General features: G+C 58.5%; 17 protein-coding genes, 1 tRNA gene and 1 other RNA gene. 6 read left to right on the forward strand and 13 right to left on the reverse strand.

Annotated elements, in window-relative coordinates; all coding sequences use genetic code 11:
• Positions 1-31 precede the first annotated feature (31 nt).
• From LG374_RS12215 to rnpB, 4 genes are all read right to left on the reverse strand, one after another.
• Positions 32-607, reverse strand: coding sequence for a rhomboid family intramembrane serine protease (locus tag LG374_RS12215; protein WP_225757955.1), 576 nt, complete (start codon positions 605-607; stop codon positions 32-34).
• Between the two features lie 74 nt (positions 608-681).
• On the reverse strand, positions 682-1,317 hold the full coding sequence (locus LG374_RS12220; RefSeq protein ID WP_225757956.1) for a hypothetical protein: 636 nt from the start codon (positions 1,315-1,317) through the stop codon (positions 682-684).
• 109 nt (positions 1,318-1,426) lie between these two features.
• Positions 1,427-1,503: transfer RNA gene (locus LG374_RS12225), tRNA-Arg, on the reverse strand.
• 22 nt (positions 1,504-1,525) lie between these two features.
• Positions 1,526-1,862, reverse strand: an RNA gene (gene rnpB / locus LG374_RS12230) — RNase P RNA component class A.
• Positions 1,863-1,964: 102 nt separating this feature from the next.
• Here rnpB and LG374_RS12235 point away from each other — a divergent pair.
• From LG374_RS12235 to LG374_RS12245, 3 genes are all read left to right on the forward strand, one after another.
• A complete protein-coding gene (locus LG374_RS12235) occupies positions 1,965-2,546 on the forward strand; it encodes a LemA family protein (protein ID WP_225757957.1) in 582 nt (193 codons plus the stop codon).
• Positions 2,546-4,432, forward strand: coding sequence for a M48 family metalloprotease (locus LG374_RS12240; protein ID WP_225757958.1), 1,887 nt, complete (start codon positions 2,546-2,548; stop codon positions 4,430-4,432). The genes LG374_RS12235 and LG374_RS12240 overlap by 1 nt, the downstream gene beginning before the upstream one ends.
• Before the next feature lie 65 nt (positions 4,433-4,497).
• Entirely contained in the window at positions 4,498-5,592 is a 1,095-nt protein-coding gene (locus LG374_RS12245; RefSeq protein ID WP_225757959.1) for a threonine synthase, read from the forward strand.
• A 56-nt stretch (positions 5,593-5,648) separates the two neighbouring features.
• Here LG374_RS12245 and clpB read toward each other — a convergent pair whose 3' ends face one another.
• Positions 5,649-8,222, reverse strand: coding sequence for an ATP-dependent chaperone ClpB (clpB, locus tag LG374_RS12250; protein ID WP_225757960.1), 2,574 nt, complete (start codon positions 8,220-8,222; stop codon positions 5,649-5,651).
• A 468-nt stretch (positions 8,223-8,690) separates the two neighbouring features.
• Positions 8,691-9,518, reverse strand: a complete 828-nt coding sequence (rsmI, locus tag LG374_RS12255) for a 16S rRNA (cytidine(1402)-2'-O)-methyltransferase (protein ID WP_225757961.1) — start codon at positions 9,516-9,518, stop codon at positions 8,691-8,693.
• A gap of 12 nt (positions 9,519-9,530) precedes the next feature.
• Here rsmI and LG374_RS12260 point away from each other — a divergent pair, with 12 nt between their 5' ends.
• On the forward strand, positions 9,531-9,887 hold the full coding sequence (locus LG374_RS12260; RefSeq protein WP_225757962.1) for a YraN family protein: 357 nt from the start codon (positions 9,531-9,533) through the stop codon (positions 9,885-9,887).
• A 78-nt stretch (positions 9,888-9,965) separates the two neighbouring features.
• Positions 9,966-10,256 carry a ribosome hibernation-promoting factor, HPF/YfiA family gene (gene hpf / locus LG374_RS12265; RefSeq protein ID WP_363324275.1) on the forward strand — a complete coding sequence of 97 codons (291 nt, stop codon included), beginning with the start codon at positions 9,966-9,968 and terminating at the stop codon, positions 10,254-10,256.
• Between the two features lie 57 nt (positions 10,257-10,313).
• Here hpf and LG374_RS12270 read toward each other — a convergent pair whose 3' ends face one another.
• From LG374_RS12270 to LG374_RS12280, 3 genes are all read right to left on the reverse strand, one after another.
• Positions 10,314-10,826 (reverse strand): disulfide bond formation protein B, encoded by a 513-nt coding sequence (locus LG374_RS12270; protein WP_225757964.1) that lies wholly within the window; start codon positions 10,824-10,826, stop codon positions 10,314-10,316.
• Positions 10,827-10,905: 79 nt separating this feature from the next.
• Complete coding sequence (locus tag LG374_RS12275; protein WP_225757965.1) at positions 10,906-12,057, reverse strand: hypothetical protein; 1,152 nt, start codon at positions 12,055-12,057, stop codon at positions 10,906-10,908.
• 210 nt (positions 12,058-12,267) lie between these two features.
• Complete coding sequence (locus LG374_RS12280) at positions 12,268-12,798, reverse strand: copper chaperone PCu(A)C (protein ID WP_225757966.1); 531 nt, start codon at positions 12,796-12,798, stop codon at positions 12,268-12,270.
• Between the two features lie 278 nt (positions 12,799-13,076).
• Between LG374_RS12280 and LG374_RS12285 the strand changes: the two genes are divergently transcribed.
• Entirely contained in the window at positions 13,077-14,546 is a 1,470-nt protein-coding gene (locus LG374_RS12285) for a DUF4139 domain-containing protein (protein WP_225757967.1), read from the forward strand.
• 89 nt (positions 14,547-14,635) lie between these two features.
• Here LG374_RS12285 and fbaA read toward each other — a convergent pair whose 3' ends face one another.
• From fbaA to pssA, 4 genes are read right to left on the reverse strand one after another with little or no spacing between them, the layout of a single operon-like run.
• Complete coding sequence (gene fbaA / locus LG374_RS12290) at positions 14,636-15,715, reverse strand: class II fructose-bisphosphate aldolase (RefSeq protein WP_225757968.1); 1,080 nt, start codon at positions 15,713-15,715, stop codon at positions 14,636-14,638.
• A gap of 26 nt (positions 15,716-15,741) precedes the next feature.
• Positions 15,742-16,407 (reverse strand): TIGR04211 family SH3 domain-containing protein, encoded by a 666-nt coding sequence (locus tag LG374_RS12295; protein WP_225757969.1) that lies wholly within the window; start codon positions 16,405-16,407, stop codon positions 15,742-15,744.
• On the reverse strand, positions 16,404-17,060 hold the full coding sequence (locus LG374_RS12300) for a hypothetical protein (protein ID WP_225757970.1): 657 nt from the start codon (positions 17,058-17,060) through the stop codon (positions 16,404-16,406). The genes LG374_RS12295 and LG374_RS12300 overlap by 4 nt, the downstream gene beginning before the upstream one ends.
• Positions 17,060-17,812, reverse strand: coding sequence for a CDP-diacylglycerol--serine O-phosphatidyltransferase (pssA, locus tag LG374_RS12305; protein WP_225757971.1), 753 nt, complete (start codon positions 17,810-17,812; stop codon positions 17,060-17,062). Before pssA ends, LG374_RS12300 begins: the two co-directional genes overlap by 1 nt.
• Positions 17,813-17,823: the final 11 nt, after the last annotated feature.

Raw genomic sequence — 17,823 nt, forward strand, 5'->3', positions numbered from 1 at the left:
GGGGCTCCGAGATGGCGGGAAAAAGACAGGTTCATACCGCATAGGCGGTCAGCCACCAGGCCGCCAGGATGCCGGCGGCAAAGCCCCAGATATGCGCCGCCCAGGAGATTTGCGGGCGGTATTTGAACAGCGAGAGCAGCAGGCCGCCATAAAGGAGGAAAGCGGCGGCGGCGTAAAAGAGCGCGTGCTTGTCGCGGCTGAACCAGGCGTAGGCGAGCAGGAAGCCGAACAGGGCGAAAACCAGGCCGGAGGCGCCGAGCATGATCGCCCGCCGCCCGAATAGCCAGACGCCCAGCCCGCTGCCGCCAATGGCGATGAAGAGCAGCAGGAAGAGCTGGTGCGGCGGCAGCAAATCCCCGCTGAGGAAACCGAGGATGGCGAGCGGGATGGAGTTGGAGAGCAGATGGGCTAGGTCAACGTGCAGGAGCGGGGCGGTAAAGATGGCGGGCAGGCTGAGGAAGCGGCGCGGATGGATGCCGAATACGGGACGCAGGATTTTGCAGGTCAGGAAATCAAGGATAAACCCCGCCCAGATCAGGGCGAGCAGGGCGAGCAGCGGATAGCGGACGGCGTAGTGCCAGAGGGTTGCGGGATCGGGGAGCATCATCCGGAGAGTAGCAGGTTCGGCGGCATTCTATTGCGCGGCATGGGCGCTTTCGAGGCTTGCGGCGGGCGGGGTGGTCATGTGTTGAGGACTTTGCTCATCGGAATCGCGCATTCCATGACGATGAGCGCCGCTTGCGTCGGCGGCAGGGCGTCTTGCGCCAGCATTTTCTGGATGGCGAGGCCGTAGGCGAGGTGCCAGTCCTGCGGCGGAACATGCAAACGGTCCAGCACGCCGGCTTTGAGCGGTTGCCACAGTTGCAGGCATTCCAGCGGCGCCATGCGGATGTGCAGCCCCAGTGGCAGACGTGGGACACCAAAGAGCGGCGCACCGATGGTTTGCGTCACGTGATAGCGGATGGCTTCAGTGTCCGGCAGGGCGGCGTCTTCATATTTCTGCATGGCGGTAGCGAGCAGTGACCAGACGGAAAGACGGTCTTGCAGGAGCAGGCGGTCAATCGTCTCGCCATAATAATAATGGCGACCGGCCACGTCGCTGACCGTGATGAGGGCGTCGGATTTATCGGCGTGGAGGAAAAGCGCTTCTTGCAGGCAGGCCTGTCCAGCGAGGCTGCCGAGGGCAGCAAAGGCACTGGCGGTTTGCGCGTCTTTCTCTTCGCGCAGAATGGCATTGATATTTTCATAAATTTCGATGGCGGCGATCTTCGCGGCAATATGCGCCGCCTTGCCGGCAGAAGGGGAGGGGGCGTTCATGGGGATTCCGGTGCGGATAAGGTGTCGGTGCATGAATTATATGCAAAAACCGTACCGTTTCGCGGCACCGTGCGGCATTTTTTCGCCGAGAATCAAGCAGAAGAAAAGATGGTGTCCCCGAGAGGAATTGAACCTCCAGCCTTTCCCTTAGGAGGGGAACGCTCTATCCGGTTGAGCTACGGGGACATATTGGGGGACATATTGAAAGAAAAAGAGTTCGCCGATAAGCCGGGTTCTGTCGTGGGCAATCATTCCTCTGCGATACCCGTTACCGGATACCTCTAGCAACCTACCCGGAATCACGGCGGGCCGCCGCATGGATTCCCTATTTGGTCTTGCTCCGGGTGGGGTTTACCCTGCCAAGCCCGTTACCGGCCTTGCGGTGCGCTCTTACCGCACCATTTCACCCTTACCTGCAACGCAGGCGGTATCTTTTCTGTGGCACTTTCCGTCGGCTCACGCCGCCCGGGTGTTACCCGGCACCCTGCCCTGTGGAGCCCGGACTTTCCTCTGCACCGAAGCACAGCGATTGCCTGGCGAACTCAGGGCGCGGATTGTAGGCAGAGCCCGCCTGCCTTGCAAGCAGAAACCGCGAAAATTACAATGCCAGACATCCCTTAACCCCACCAAAAACAAGGAGAAAACCCATGACTGGCTGGATTATCCTCGCTCTCGTCATCATCGCCATTGCCGTTTCCGTCGGCATCTACAACAGCCTTGTCAACAAGCGCAACGAATACAAAAACGCTTTCGCACAAATTGACGTGCAGCTTACCCGCCGTTACGACCTTATCCCTAATCTCGTTGAAGTTGCGCGCAAATACCTGCAACACGAACAAGAAACCCTGACCAGCGTCATCGCCGCGCGTAATCACGCCGCGAATGCCCTGAAAAACACCGGTGGCGGCACGGCGGGCATCGGCGAACTTGCCGCTGCCGAACAAGCCCTTGGCGCGCGCCTCGGCGGCCTTTACGCCACCTTTGAAAACTACCCTGAGCTCAAAGCGGACAACCAGCTTGCCGCCCTGCGCGAAGAAATCGCCTCTACCGAGAACCGCATTGCCTTCGCGCGCCAGTACTACAACGACAGCGTCACCGACTACAACAACGCCGTGCAGCAATTCCCCGCCAACATCATCGCCGGCATCTTTGCCTTCCGCGCTAACAGCCTGCTGGAAATTGACGACATCGACACCAAGCGCGCCCCGGTACAAGTGAAATTCGACTGATGGCGACCCTCTTTCGCGAAGAACACCAGCAGGCGGACGTCGCCAGCCGCCGCCTGCAAATAGCCTTCTGGCTGGGCGCGCTCGCCAGCTACCTTACCTACAGCCTCGCCTGCGCGCTCACGCTCTTCGGCGTGAGCCCCATCATCGCTGCCCTGCGCGACAGCCCGCACACCTTCAGTAGCCTCTACCTCCACATCAGCCTCATCGCCGGCCTCATCCCCACCGCTGCGCTGCTCATCGCTTACACCGACATGCAGCGCAAAATGCGCGCAACGAGCGCCGACGAGCAGGCGCGCGCCCTCGGCGCCGAGCTCGCCTGCTCGGAAAAACACCGCGCCGACCGCCTCTACACCAACCTCGTCGCCGAAATGAGCGCCGCATCCGGCAACGCCGTACCCGCCACCTACATCCAGCGCAACGACGACAGTATCAACGCCTTCATCGTCGGCGGTGCAGACGGCAGCCTCGCCCTCACCGTCAGCCAGGGTGCGATAGACAGCCTCACCCGCGACGAACTGCAAGCCATCATTGGCCACGAATACGGCCACATCGAAAACGGCGACCTCGCCATTTATGCCCGCCTCACTGCGATGGTGCATGGCTACTACATCATCAGCGACTGGCCAAACCGCCAGGAGCGAATCCACACCGCCCCCGAAGCCCAGCTCTTCGACCTGCGCGGCATCATGCGAAACGACGACAGCCCGGATATCAGTATCCCCGCCGCCGCCTTCACCATCCTCGGCTCCATCCTCTACCTCTATGGCCGCCTGCTGCAAGCCGCCTTCTCGCGCCGCCGCGAAGAAATGGCGGACGCCCGCGCCGTGCAATACACCCGCAACCCTGACGCCCTCGTCAGTGCCCTGAAAAAAGCCTGGGCCTTGCAAGAAAACGGCCTCAACCCGCGCCGCCCGCCGCGCGACCGTGCCCACATCTACTTCATCCACTACCAAAGCGGACTGAACCGCCTGCTACGCACCCACCCGCCGCTGGCCGAGCGCATCCGCACCTGGGGCGGAGGCGACATCAGCCCCGAAGAACTTGATGCCATCCTCTTCGACATCCAGGAACACCGCCGCAACCAATACGAAATTGACCCGGCCAAACGCAGCCAGGACGCCCTCGCACTCAACCCCACCTACCCCATCCTCAGCCTTGACCGCAGCCTTGCTGCGGTCCACTACCCTGCACCGGTAGATCCCGCTGCCGCCCTGCTCGCCCTCTACATCTACCACAGCGGCGTCTACTACTACACCCTCGAAGACGAAGGCACCATCCCGCGCGCCACCCTCGATGCCAGCCGCAACGCCTATACCACCATCGAACACAGCGAACCCGTCGCACAAATCGCCCTGCTCGCCCACCTCACACAAGCAACTGCCGCCCTCGGTGAAGAACAAAAAAACACCCTCGAACAACACATCCGCCAGCTCATCAAGCACGACCGCCAACTCAGCCGCTACGAACTCGCCGCCTACATCGTCTGGCGCGCGAGCCGCATCCCCGGTGGCAACGTCGCCGACTACCGCACCCACCGCGACGCCATCACCTACCTCTACACCTACCTGGCGAGCGACAACCCGGACGACGACAACCCCGCTGCAACCTACCAAAAACTGCTGGCGAACGGCCTGCCGCTTACCGATGCCCCCGCCTACGACCCCATTGACACCGCAGCGCACCAAAACGGCCTGCTCCTTTGTCGCCATCTTGAAACCCTGCGCCAACTCGCTCCGAGCTACCGCCAAACCCTGCTCGATAGCATCAACACCTACTACCGCCACAAGCAGCAACTCACCCTCAAACAGGCCTACCTGCGCTTTGCCCTGCAACAGGCCCTTGCTCCCGACCGCCCCACCCAACACACGCACAAGACACGCGCTTGAACTATTTGCCGGTAGCGGCAACGCATGGGCCATCTTCTTCATTTCCGCCCGTGGGAGAAAACGGCATGAAATACGTCTGCTCGCACTGTCACCGTGAAGAAAACATCACCACCCGCCACGCCAAATGTGCTTGCGGCGGGCTGTGGCAGCTGGATTACCGTCCACCTGCCTTCACCGCCGACGGCATTGACCGCGCTGAATGGTCACAATTCCGTTACCACCGCTATATGGCGCTCAATGGCGATGCCTGGCGCGCCGTTTCCATGGGCGAGGGCATGACGCCCGTCATCCGCTTCGATGACGACGTCCTGCTGAAAATGGACTATCTCATGCCGACCCTGTCCTTCAAAGACCGGGGCGCGGCTGTCCTCGTCGCCCACTGCAAAAGCATCGGCGTCGAGAAAGTCGTGCAGGACAGCAGCGGCAACGCCGGCAACAGCGTCGCCGCTTACTGCGCCCGTGCCGGCATCGCCTGCGAAATCTTTGTGCCGGAAGGCACCTCGCCGAAGAAAATCAACATGATTGAAGCGCACGGCGCGATTGCCAACGTTGTGCCCGGCAGTCGCGACCACTGCGCCGACGTCTGCCGCGCCAAAGTCGAAACAGAAGGCGTCTATTACGCCAACCACGTCTATAACCCCTTCTTTTACGAAGGCACCAAAACCTATATCTACGAAGTCTATGAACAACTGGGGCGCATCCCGCAGCACCTGATCATCCCGGTTGGCAACGGCACCCTTTTCCTCGGCGTAATGCAGGCGCTGGAACACCTGCTGGCAAGCGGTGTCATCGCGCAGATGCCGACCATCATTGCCGTGCAGAGCGAATACTGCGACCCGCTGCTGCGCGCGGCGGCGCAACATGCAAGTGAAGCGGCGGCCATCACCCCGCAACCGACCATCGCCGAAGGTATCGCCATCGGCGAGCCGATGCGCGGCGCGACGATTCTCGCTTACGCGGCAAAATACGGCGTGCGCTTCATCCACGCGCCGGAAGAAGACATCCTGCACGCACGCGCGACACTGGCGGCACGCGGCATTTACTGCGAACACACTACCGCTGCAAACTACGCCGCCTACCTGTACTATTGCGCCCAATACGGCGCGACGCCGGATTGCCTGATAACGATGTGCGGCGCAGGGCTGAAATCTGATCACTGAATGACGCCCACAAAAAACCCGCCTTGCGGCGGGTTTTTCTGTGCGTAAAAGCAGCATCAGGCGTGGAAGACGAAGCCTTCGCCGTCTTGGTAGTCCACATGGACGGTACTGCCCGGGAGGAAGTCGCCGGCGAGGATGCGTTGTGCCAGCGGATTTTCCAGATGGGTCTGGATAGCGCGTTTCAACGGACGTGCGCCGAAGGTCGGGTCGTAACCAACTTCCACCAGTTGGTCGAGTGCGGCCGGGCTGATGTCCAGTTTGAGGTCGCGTTCGGCGAGGCGTTTTTCCAGCCGTCCCAGCTGAATTTTGGCGATGCCCGCCATGTGTTCTTTGCCGAGTGAATGGAATACGACGGTTTCGTCGATACGGTTGATGAATTCCGGGCGGAAGTGCGTCGCGACAACTTCCATCACTTTGATTTTCATGGTTTCGTAGTCGTCCTGTGGCGCTTCCTGGATGAGGTGTGAGCCGAGGTTCGAAGTCATGATGATGACAGTGTTGCGGAAATCCACGGTGCGGCCCTGGCCGTCGGTCAGGCGGCCATCGTCCAGCACTTGCAGCAGCACGTTGAACACGTCCGGATGCGCTTTTTCGATTTCGTCGAAGAGGACGACGCTGTACGGGCGACGGCGCACGGCTTCGGTCAGGTAGCCGCCCTGGTCGTAGCCGACGTAGCCGGGCGGTGCGCCGATGAGACGGGCAACGCTGTGTTTTTCCATGTATTCGCTCATGTCGAGGCGGACGATGGCTTCGTCGCTGTCAAAGAGGAAAGCGGCGAGGGTGCGGCACAGTTCGGTTTTGCCGACGCCGGTCGGGCCGAGGAAAAGGAAGGAACCGATGGGGCGGTTCGGGTCGGACAGTCCGGCGCGGTTGCGGCGGATGGCGTTTGCTACCGCTTCGACGGCGGTTTGCTGGCCGACGACGCGGGCGCCAAGCGCGCTTTCCAGTGCCAGCAGTTTTTCTTTTTCGCTTTCGAGCATTTTGGCGACAGGGATGCCGGTCCAGCGCGAGACGATTTGCGCGATTTCTTCTTCGGTGACTTTGCTGCGCATGAGCTGGTGCGGGGTGCTGCTGCTATCGGCAGCGTTCGCGGCGGTCAGTTGTTTTTCCAGGGCTGGGATTTTGCCGTACTGGATTTCGCTCATGGTGGCGAGATCGCCGCGCCGTTTCGCGGCTTCGAGTTCGACGCGCAGGCGGTCGATTTCTTCTTTGATGCCCGCGCTGCCCTGGTTGCTCGCTTTTTCTGCTTGCCAGATTTCGTTCAGGTCGGCGTATTCTTTTTCGAGTTTCTGGATGTCGTCTTCGAGATCGGCGAGGCGTTTTTTCGAGGCGTCGTCATGTTCTTTTTCAAGCGCCAGACGTTCCATTTTCAGCTGGATGAGGCGGCGGTCGATGCGGTCCATCGCCTCCGGCTTGCTGTCGAGTTCCATGCGGATTTGCGCGGCGGCCTCGTCGATGAGGTCGATGGCTTTGTCCGGCAGCTGGCGGTTGCTGATGTAGCGGTTCGAGAGGACAGCGGCGGCGACGAGTGCCGGGTCGGTGATGTCGATGCCGTGGTGCACTTCGTAGCGTTCTTGCAGGCCGCGCAGGATGGCGATGGTGTCTTCCACGCTTGGTTCTTCGACCATCACTTTCTGGAAGCGGCGTTCGAGAGCGGCGTCTTTTTCCATGTACTGGCGGTATTCGTCCAGCGTGGTCGCGCCGATGCAGTGCAGTTCGCCGCGCGCCAGCGCCGGTTTGAGCATGTTGCCGGCATCCATCGAGCCTTCGGTTTTGCCCGCGCCGACCATGGTGTGGATTTCGTCGATGAAGAGGATGATTTGTCCGTTGGCTTTTTCGATGTCGTTGAGGACGGCTTTCAGGCGTTCTTCGAAGTCGCCCCGGTATTTGCTGCCGGCCATCAAGGCGGCAAGATCCAGCGAGAGCAGGCGTTTGCCTTTCAGGCTTTCCGGCACTTCGCCGTTGACGATGCGCTGCGCGAGGCCTTCGACGATAGCGGTTTTGCCCACGCCTGGTTCGCCGATGAGGACGGGGTTGTTTTTGTTGCGGCGTTGCAGGATTTGCATGGCGCGGCGGATTTCTTCGTCGCGGCCGATGACGGGGTCGATTTTGCCCTGCTCGGCGCGGGCGGTCACGTCTATGGTGTATTTCTTCAGCGCCTCGCGTTTGTCTTCGGCGGCTTCGTCGGTAACGGGTTCGCCGCCGCGCAGTTCGTTGATGACGTGCTGCAGTTTGGCTTTTTGTAGGCCTGCCTGTTTTAGCGCCTTGCCGAGCGCGCCGCTGTCTTCGCAGGCGGCGAGGAGGAAAAGTTCGGACGAGAGGTATTGGTCGCCATTTTGCTGCGCGTATTTGTCGCAAAGGTTGAGCAGGCGGCTGGTTTCCGGCGAGACGTTGACTTGTCCGGTGGCATTGCTGACGCGCGGCAGGTCATCCACGATTTTTTCGACTTGCTGGCGCAGGGCGTTCGCATCCACACCCGCCTGACGCAGGATGGAAGCAGCGGCACCGCCTTCCTGCCGCAGCAGGGCGAGATAGACGTGCGCGGGTTCGATGTAATTGCTGTCCTTGCCGACGGCAATGGACTGCGCAGTTTGCAGGGCTTCCTGGAAGCGGCTGGTAAAAGGTTGCATGGTTTTTCCTGTAGTTGGTTAACGATGAGTTCTATTTATGGGACGCGCGGGAATTTTCAAGTTTTTCCAATTAACTTTTGGCAAGCGGGGCCAGACGGGGTGGTTGTTGGCTTTTGTAGAGACGTTGCCTGCAACGTCTCAAAAACGAAAACCGCGTAGTTTCCCCGCTTGGTGGTCACGCTTGCCCGAAATGCAAAAAGCAGGCTGCGCTTGTTCGATGGGCTGAAGCCCATCCTACGCCCGTCAAGCGGCGTAAATACTGGGCTCGCCAAGCGGTGTGGTTGCTGGCTTTTGTAGAGACGTTGCCTGCAACGTCTCAAAAATGAAAACCGCGTAGTTTTCCCGCTTGGTGGTCACGCTTGCCCGAAACGCAAAAAGCAGGTTGCGCTTGCTCGATGGGCTGAAGCCCATCCTACGCCCGTCAAGCGGCATAAACACTGGGCTCGCCAAGCGGTGTGGATACCGATTTTACCCGGCGCGGTCGAGCAGGTACTGATAGACCGATTTCTTGTTCGCCCCGGTGTGTTTGGCGACCAGGGCAGCGGTGGTTTTGGCGGAAAGTCCCGCGTCGCGCAGGTCGTCGGCCAGCGGCTGCCAGTCGGCGGTGGTCTGCGCTACTGCTGCACCGAGGAGCAGCACAAATTCGCCACGCTGGCGGTTGTCATCCTCGGCCAGCCAGGCGGGGGCGGTGTCAACGCTGAGATACGCGATTTGTTCGAACTGTTTGCTCAGTTCGCGGGCGATGACGAGCGGGCGCGCACCGTCAAAGGTTTCGGCCATCGTGGTGAGGGTATCGCTGATACGGTGCGGCGCTTCAAAGAAGATGGTGGTATGGGTAGCAGTGCGGTAGTCGTCAAGAAAACGCTGCCGCTCGCCCGCTTTGGCGGGGATGAAACCGGCGAAGGTGAAGCGGTCGGCGGGCAGGCCGCTGGCGGAAAGGGCGGCGATGACGCTGCTGGCGCCGGGCAAAGGACTGACGCGGATATTCGCTGCGTGCGCGAGACGGGTGAGCAGCGCACCGGGATCGGAGACAAGCGGTGTGCCGGCATCGCTGACAAGGGCGACGTTTTCGCCCGCTTGCAGGCGGCGGATAAGGGTTTCCGCCGCACCGCGTTCGTTGTGCTGGTGCAGCGCGGTGAGCGGACGGTCAATGGCGTAGGTGTCGAGCAGGCGGCGACTGTGGCGCGTATCCTCGCAGGCTATAATGTCTGCCGCTTGCAGGGTCGCCAGCGCGCGCCTGCTGATGTCGTCCAGATTGCCTATCGGCGTGGCGACGATGTACAACGTTCCACTCATCGGGTTTCCTTCATGTTTTTTGCCAGACTTGCTCCCCATCTGCGTCGCGGCCAGGCAGGCGAAAGACGCGCCGCCGCCTATCTGAAAGCGCAGGGGCTCGTCATTGTAACGAACAACTTTCGCTCCCGTTATGGCGAGATTGACCTCATCGCCCGCGATGGCGCGGAGCTGGTTTTTGTTGAGGTGCGCAGTCGCGAGGCGGGGGCGCAGGTCAGTGCCGCCGCCAGTATCAGCGCCGCCAAGCGGGAGAAAATCCGCAAAACGGCGCAGGTGTATTTGCAACAGCACTACCGGACACTGCCGTCATGCCGCTTCGATGCGGTGTGTATTGACGGCGCGGACATCACCTGGCTGCGGGCGGCGTTTTAAGCGTGAAATTGCTTGCGGATTTTTGTTGCTTTTGATACGTTAATCACAAATTTTAACCCAAAGCAACAGAAGGAGTGGATGATGAACTACAACATCACCGGCAAACATCTGGATATCAGTGAGGCGGTCCACAGCTATGTCGAGGACAAACTCGGCGGGCTGGATGCGCAGAATGTCACCAGTGCTCAGGTGACGCTGCGCGCGGAGAATCACCTGAAAATTGCCGAAGCGACTATCCACCTTGCTTCCGGCAAGACTATTCACGGCGATGCCGCGCATGAGGATATGTATGCCGCGATTGACTTGCTCAGTGATGTCCTCGATAAGCAAATCCGCAAACACAAGGAGAAGCTGCAGGAACACCGCTGATGCGCAAATATAGAAAACCCCCGCTGCGGCGGGGGTTTTCTTTGTCTGAAATCTGCTTCAGTGGCTGTCAGCGGTTTTATTGCGCTCACAGATCACGCACACCAGCAGCAGACCGATAAACAGCATCATCGACCATACCGGAATGCGCAGACCGAGGAACAGATCGCGGGCGGCGCAGTCGCCATCACCCTGCATGGCGGTGAGCAGGCCACCCCAGAAACCGTTTTTGTCCAGTGTGGTGTAGAAATCGAAACCGCAGGCGGGGACCTGGTCGGCGGGCAGGCTTTGGATGTAGAGGTGGCGGGCAGCGAGGCCAATGCCGAAGAAGATGGAAAGGTATTTGCCGAGGCGCATGAGGAAGCGCGTCGCGGGTCGGCTCGGCCAGCAGATGGCATCGAGCAGGAAGAAGAAGCCGATAAGGCCGAAGGCGAGACGCTGCATCATGCACAGGTTACACGGCGTCAGCCACAACGTTCTCTCTAGATAAAAGTAAGCGAAGGCGATGGAAGCCCAGGAAGCAAGGCCGCAGATAGCCAGGGCGGCACGGCGGTGAGTGTCGGTAAGGGTCATGAATCCTCGTAGTGTGGTTGGAAACGGCGCGAATGATAGCAGATTGTCACCGTTGCACTCGTGCCGCCTGTGACCGGGTTCAGTGGCAGAGGGTGTTACCCGCGCCCATGATGAGGTTTTCGGGAGCGGTGATGCCGGTGAGCGGCACGCTGCGCAGGCCGCCGTCGTGCAGGTTATAGATGCTGATGTCGTGGCTGCCTTGGTGAACGAGCAACGCGGTCTTGCTGTCGGCGGTGATGAAAAGGGCGCGGGTGCGGCCGGGCAGCGGTTTTTCGTCCATCAGGCGTGGCGGTGCGGCAGGGTCGCTCAGGTCGTAGTTATGCAGTTGGCTGCCGGCAACGATCAGGCGGGTATCGAGCCAGCCCGTGGCATAGCGGTCAGTCGGATCCGGCGCAGTGAAGGACTGGAGGATATTGGGGGCAGTCTGGTTGATAAGGTGACCACCGCCTTTTTGATCAATATAGACGTAGGTCTGGCCACTGTTATCGATATAGGGCTGTACCAGCGGTGCGGTGAGCGGGGTTTGCCGCGCGATTTCGCCTTTGTCGATAGCCCAGTCCACGGCGATAGGTTGGCCGTCGCCGTTTTCGGAGCCGAAGAGCAGGTGCTGATCATCCGGGCTGATAGCGGCAGCACTGAGGTTACGCCAGTCAGCGGGAAGTGGGTAGCGAATCTGGTTTTGGTCGCCGGGATTGTAGCGGTAGAGGGCAGGGGTATCGTCGAGTATCCAGAGTTGCTGCGAGAGCGGGCTGTACAGCCAGGCCTGGATATGGCCGTAGCCTTCGAGCAGGCGTTGTTCGCCGCTGCGGCTGTCAAGCAGGGTCAGGCGGTCATCGCCAGAGGCGAGGAGCCAGGCGCTGTCGGCGTCGTATTGCAGGCGGGTAACGGCGTGGCTGACGCGCTGTGTGCTTTCGCTGTGATCGGCAAGATTGCGGATGGTGATGGTGTCACTACCGTCGCTATAGGCGAGCAGGCCGTCAGTTTTGTGAATAGCGAGGCGGCGTGCCGGGGTCTTGAGGTCAAGCAGGCTAGTTTGTTGCAGGCTGTCCATGTCGATGACGGCCAGTTTTGGCGCAGTTTCGTCGCTGACAAATGCGTAACGCGCAGGTGCGTTCATGTCGAAGAGTTCTTGCATCACCGCTTCGGGGGTGAGGCCTTTGCTGTATTGGTAGGCGATGTAGAGCGCGACAGCGCAGACGAGGGTAGCGAGGATGAGCAGGGGCTTTTTCATGGCAATGGAAGATTTGTGGGAATGGTGTGGCGGTGGTGTATCGTTGTTCCCTATAGAACCGGCATGGTGTTGGCTTGCCTCGCGATATTGCTTTTGGCTTGCCATTTGAAACGGCTACCGCCCGCACGGCGCAATTATTGCAGAAACCGGGCAAAATTTTAGCCCTCTGCCGCTGAACGGCAGAGGGCTTGTCGTCAACGAGACGGGGAATTAGCCTTTGGCTTTGCCGTCTTCTTTGCCGTGACCGTGACCATGATCGTCGGCTTTTTTGTCATGGTCGTGTCCACCTGCTTTCTCGTCATCCAGCTTGAAGTGCTTGATGGTTTCTTCAACGGTGAGAACTTTGGCATCACATTTGAGGGTTTCTTTGTTGTCGAATTTCAGCTCAACCGGATAGGTTTCGCCAGCTTTCGGGAAGTGTTTTACTTCCATGAACATGATGTGGTAGCCACCTTTCTTGAACTGATGCTCACCCGGGGTAACATCGTAGCTCTGAATCTGGCTCATCTCCATTTTTCCGTCTTTATGGATCATTTCGTGCAATTCGACTTTGTCGGTGATTTTTTCCACGGATGCACCGACGAGTTTGACGGTATCCTTGCCGCCGTTCTCCAGGGTGAAGAAGCCGCCGGTCATTTCTTTGCCCGGGACGACTTCCTGAATGAGGCAGTCTTTGACGTTGAGATCAGCCGCCATTGCACTGCCGCTAATGAGTGCGCCGAGGATGAGGATTTTTTTCATGGTAGCTCCTGAGACTTAATTGAAAGGGTACCTTGCGTAGCATTACACGGTTTTTCACACCGTTGCGCAAAGTGACGTGACTATATCACGGTTTTGCACAGTGCATGGGTTGATGCGGGTCAAGTGGTTGCTAAATATTAAAGCTTGACGGCGAGCAATCTATTGCCCGGCAAACAGGCTACGGCATGGGGCCGCAATGACAGCTTGCTCATCACGTCGGCAGCAAATTACCGCTAGATTACATACCGTTTCTCACCCCACACAACACAGGAGACATCATGACTAAAACCGTCCTTGCCACTGCCCTAGCCCTCGCGGCTGCACACACCGCCTTTGCTGCTGACCCTACCGAAACGGCTAGCCAGGGTGCAGACCGTGAAAGCGTCGCTGTCACTATTTATAACGATGATCTCGCCCTCATCCGCGAAACGCGTAAAGTGCCGCTGAATGTCGGCATCAACCGCATCGCCCTGCGCGACGTTTCCGCGCGCATCATGCCGCAGACTGCTAGCTTGGTTGCTCGTGGTGACGCTGTACTGCAACTCCTGGAACAAAACTTCGATTACGACCTGTTGAGCGGTGAAGCGCTGCTTGCGAAAAATGTCGGCAAACGTGTCACCACCGTCCGCACCAATCCCGCGACCGGCGAAGAAACGCGTGAAGAAGCGACGGTCCTTGCCGATAACAACGGCGTCGTCCTGCAATACGCCGATCGCATCGAAACTGGTCTGCCAGCAAACGTTCGCCTTGCTTTCCACGACGTGCCCGCTAACCTGCGCGATCGCCCGACCCTCACTGTTGACCTCACCAGCGACAAAGCGGGCGAGCAGAGCGTAGATCTTGCCTACCTCAGTCAGGGGCTTGGCTGGAAAGCCGATTACGTCGCCAGCCTCGCGGATGATGAAAAAACCCTCAACCTTGCCGGCTGGGTAACGCTGAATAACCAGAGTGGTACCGCTTATGAAAACGCCACCCTGCAACTCGTGGCAGGTGATGTGGCGCGAGCCCAGGAAGAAGACTTCGGTCTTAATTACCATGCGCGCATGGCGCCGATGGCGCTTGAGAAAGCGGCTGCGCCGGTGCGTGAAGAAAACCTCTTTGAATACCACCTCTATACCCTTGATCGTCCGACCACCCTGAAAAATAACCAGAATAAACAGGTAGCGCTGCTCTCTGCCGCACAGGTGCCGGTGCAAAAAGAATACCGCCTGCAAGGTAGTAGCGGCTGGTATTACTACGGCGCGGATACCAGCACGCTGGAAATGGGCGACAAACGTAAAGTGGATGTATTCATGACGTTCAAGAACGATGAAGCGAGCCAACTCGGTATGCCGCTGCCGAAAGGTGTCATCCGTGTCTATAAAAACGACAGCGACAAGCGCACCCAGTTCATTGGCGAAGACCGCATTGACCACACCGCGAAAAATGACGAAGTGCGCCTGAAACTCGGCAGCGCCTTCGATGTGAACGGTGTATGGAAAATGGTGGACGCAAAACGCGTGGACAAAGGCAAGCTGGGCAAACTGCTCGAAAATGACGAATTTGAAGCGACCTACCGCATCGAATTGAATAACGCTAAAAAAGAAGCGGTAACCGTAAAAGTCGTCGAGCCTATTCCAGGTGAGTGGAAGATCATCGAGGAAAGTCTGCCGCATGAAAAAACCAGCGCTAATAGCGCAATGTGGCAAGTAAACATCCCCGCCGATGGTAAAACCGAGCTGCAATACAAGGTACGTATCAAGCTCTGATATATGTGCATCATACAGCGCCCCGTTAAGGGGCGTTGTCGCTATAAAAAATGCAGCCTCGAGGGCTGCATTTTTGTTCGGCGCTATCCTTAAAGGAGATCGCGGCAGTTAAGATCAATGAAGGCTTGCTCCAGACGGGCGGACATGGATTCTTCCATCTTGCGCAGCCAGACACGCGGGTCGTAGTATTTTTTGTTTGGCGCATCCGGGCCTTCCGGGTTGCCGAGCTGGCCTTGCAGGTAGGCTTCGTTCTTCTTGTAGAAGTTAAGGATGCCGTCCCAGGAAGCCCATTGGGTGTCGGTGTCGATGTTCATTTTGATCGCACCGTAGCTGATGGCTTCGCGGATTTCCGCTTGAGAAGAGCCGGAGCCGCCGTGGAAGACGAAATCGATCGGCTTGGCGGAGAGGCCTCGTTCTTTGGCGACGTATTCTTGGGAAGCACCGAGGATGCTCGGTTTGAGTTTGACGTTGCCGGGTTTGTACACGCCGTGGACGTTACCGAAAGCGGCAGCGACAGTGAAACGCGGGCTGACCGGGCTCAGCTGGTCATAAACATAGAGCACATCTTGCGGCTGGGTATAGAGGCGGGATTCATCCACACCGCTGTTATCCACGCCGTCTTCTTCACCACCGGTGATGCCGATCTCGATTTCGAGGGTCATGCCCATCTTGCTCATGCGCTCGAGGTATTTGCGGCAGATTTCCATGTTTTCTTCGATCGGTTCTTCAGAGAGGTCGATCATGTGCGAGGAGAAGAGCGGTTTGCCGGTTTCGGCGAAGTGTTTTTCGCCGGCATCTAGCAGACCGTCAATCCAGGGCAACAGTTTTTTCGCGCAGTGGTCGGTATGCAGGATGACCGGGACGCCATATTCGGCGGCGAGGGTATGGACGTGTTTTGCCCCGGCAATAGCGCCCAAGACGTCGGGGCGGGTGCCGCTGGCCGGTTTGATGCCTTTGCCGGCATAGAAGGAAGCACCGCCGTTGGAAAATTGGATGATAATCGGGGCTTTGACGCGGACAGCGGTTTCCAGCGCAGCGTTGACGGAGTTACTGCCGACGCAGTTCACGGCCGGGATGGCGAATTGTTTTTCTTTGGCGATGGCAAAGATTTTTTGTACGTCATCGCCGGTTACGACGCCCGGTTTTACAATGTCGAGAATTTTCGTCATGGTTTTTTCCTTGGGTTGTTGAGAAATCAGAGGTCATCGTAGCTGCTGCGGCGCCCCGAGCCGAGGCGGAACAGACCGGAGAGCCAGTGCAGGACGAAACCCGCGAAGACAAGGAAGCCGCCAATGTAGAGCTGCTTTTGGTTGAGGCTTTCTTCGAGGCGGGTGTTTTTGTGTTTGAGGCTGAGGTTTTCTTGTTCGAGGGTGACAACGGCAGCTTGCAGTTCGCGGTTGCGCTGGTCGATAGCGATGGCGTTACCGGAGGCGCGTTGCAGGGCGACGAGTTCATCACGCGCCTGCTGTTCGGCATTTTGCAAGGCTTCAACACGGCTTTTCAGAGTGTCGAGGGTTTGGTTCTGGTTGTCGGTAGTACTTTGCAGGCTTTGCGCGCGGCTTTGCAGTTGGTCAAGTTGCTGCTGGGCTTCGGCATAGCGGCTTTGTACGCTGGGGGTATCCATGATGCTATGAGTGGATACCCAGCCGTTGATGCTGTCGGTTTTGACGCGGACGTAATCACCGTTTTTATCGAGAAGCTGCACAGGCTCACCAGAGCGCAGGGTGCCGAGGAATTTAGCATCGCTGCCGGGTTTGTCGTACACGGCGGTGCGCAGTTCGTCGCTGATCCAGGCGTTTTGCGGGGCGGCCATGATGCTTGTGGCGCAAGCGAGGGTCAGCAGGCTGATGATTTTTTTCAAAACAGGTTCCTCTTGATGTGTATCCATTGTCGCCACCAGTCGTCTTTACGGGACGGATCGGCGAGGACGGTGTGTGGGTGCAGGAAATTATAGGCGTTTGCCGGAAGTGTGCCAAACCCAGTGGGAGCAGCGTTCAGCTGTGCGGAGAGGGTGTCGCCGCAGATGAGTAGCGGTTTTATTGCAAGGTCGGCTGGCGCTGCAGCGGTATTTTGCGGCAGGGGCAGAGGGTGACTGCGGGCGAGGGCAAAGAGGGCAGTAAAGGCGCTGTACGCTTCTCGACTGCCGGTGGCCGCGAAAAGCGCGAGCAACAGGCGGCGTTCGTCTTCGGTAGCGAAGAGGGTGGGACGCCCCGCTTCCGACCAGGGAGGTGGCAACAACCAGTTGCAACTGAGGTCATCACCGCTGAGCCAAAGGTAATCACGCCCCCAGTGCAGTTGGGCGGCAAGATCAGGCAACGGCAGGATGAGGGCTTGGGCAGATATCGGTTCGGGGGCGGTAGATTGCGGAGTGAGAGGTAAGGCCGCGTTGGTAGGAGGGGGAGTTGGAGCAGATAGTGCAGTATTGCGCAGGATGGCGAGTTCAGCACGCAGCAGCCACAGTTTGTAACCGAGCAGAGTTAGCGCGGTGCGTTGTTGTGGCCTTAGCGTGAGCATTAGCGACCTTGTCCTTGTTGCCCCTGCCGCCGTTTATATACCCGCAATAGCGACCAGATGGGGCCATGCAGGCCGTAAGCGAGGAAGAGTGCAAAAAGAATGGGGGATGGTTTGAGAAAGATGATGCCAATAACGCAAGCAAGAGCGACAACTTTGCTCAGAGACAGTTTGCTTTGTGGCTTGAACGTTTTGAAGCTGTAATAGGCGATGTTGCTGACCATCGCCAAGGCGGAAAACCAGGTGAGGATAGTGGAGATCAGGACAAGGTTGCTGCCGTCCCAGTGATATTTACTACCGACCCAAACGAAGCCAGCAACAATGGCTGCAGCGGATGGGCTAGGTAGGCCAATGAAAACAGCTTTATCAGTGCTACCAACTTGGACGTTAAAGCGGGCCAGACGTAGTGCGGTGCAGGTAGTATAGATGAAAGCGGTAAGCCAACCGAGTTTGTCAGGATATAAGGGAGCGCTTGCGGCGTAATGTAGCGACCAGCGGTAGATAAGCAAGGCGGGAGCAGCACCGAAGGAAATGAGGTCGGCAAGCGAGTCGTATTGGATGCCAAAGGCGGATTCGGTATGGGTTAGGCGGGCTACGCGGCCGTCACAGCCGTCAAAGATCATAGCGACAAAGATAGCGATAGCAGCATCGGTGAAACTGCCGTTGATGGCAGCAAGAATGGCGTAAAAGCCGCAGAAAAGAGATGCCGTGGTGAAGAGGTTAGGCAGGATATAGATAGTTTTTGAGCCTCGCATGATGTGTCCTT

The organism is Cardiobacterium sp. Marseille-Q4385 (assembly GCF_916618745.1).
Classification (GTDB): Bacteria; Pseudomonadota; Gammaproteobacteria; order Cardiobacteriales; family Cardiobacteriaceae; genus Cardiobacterium.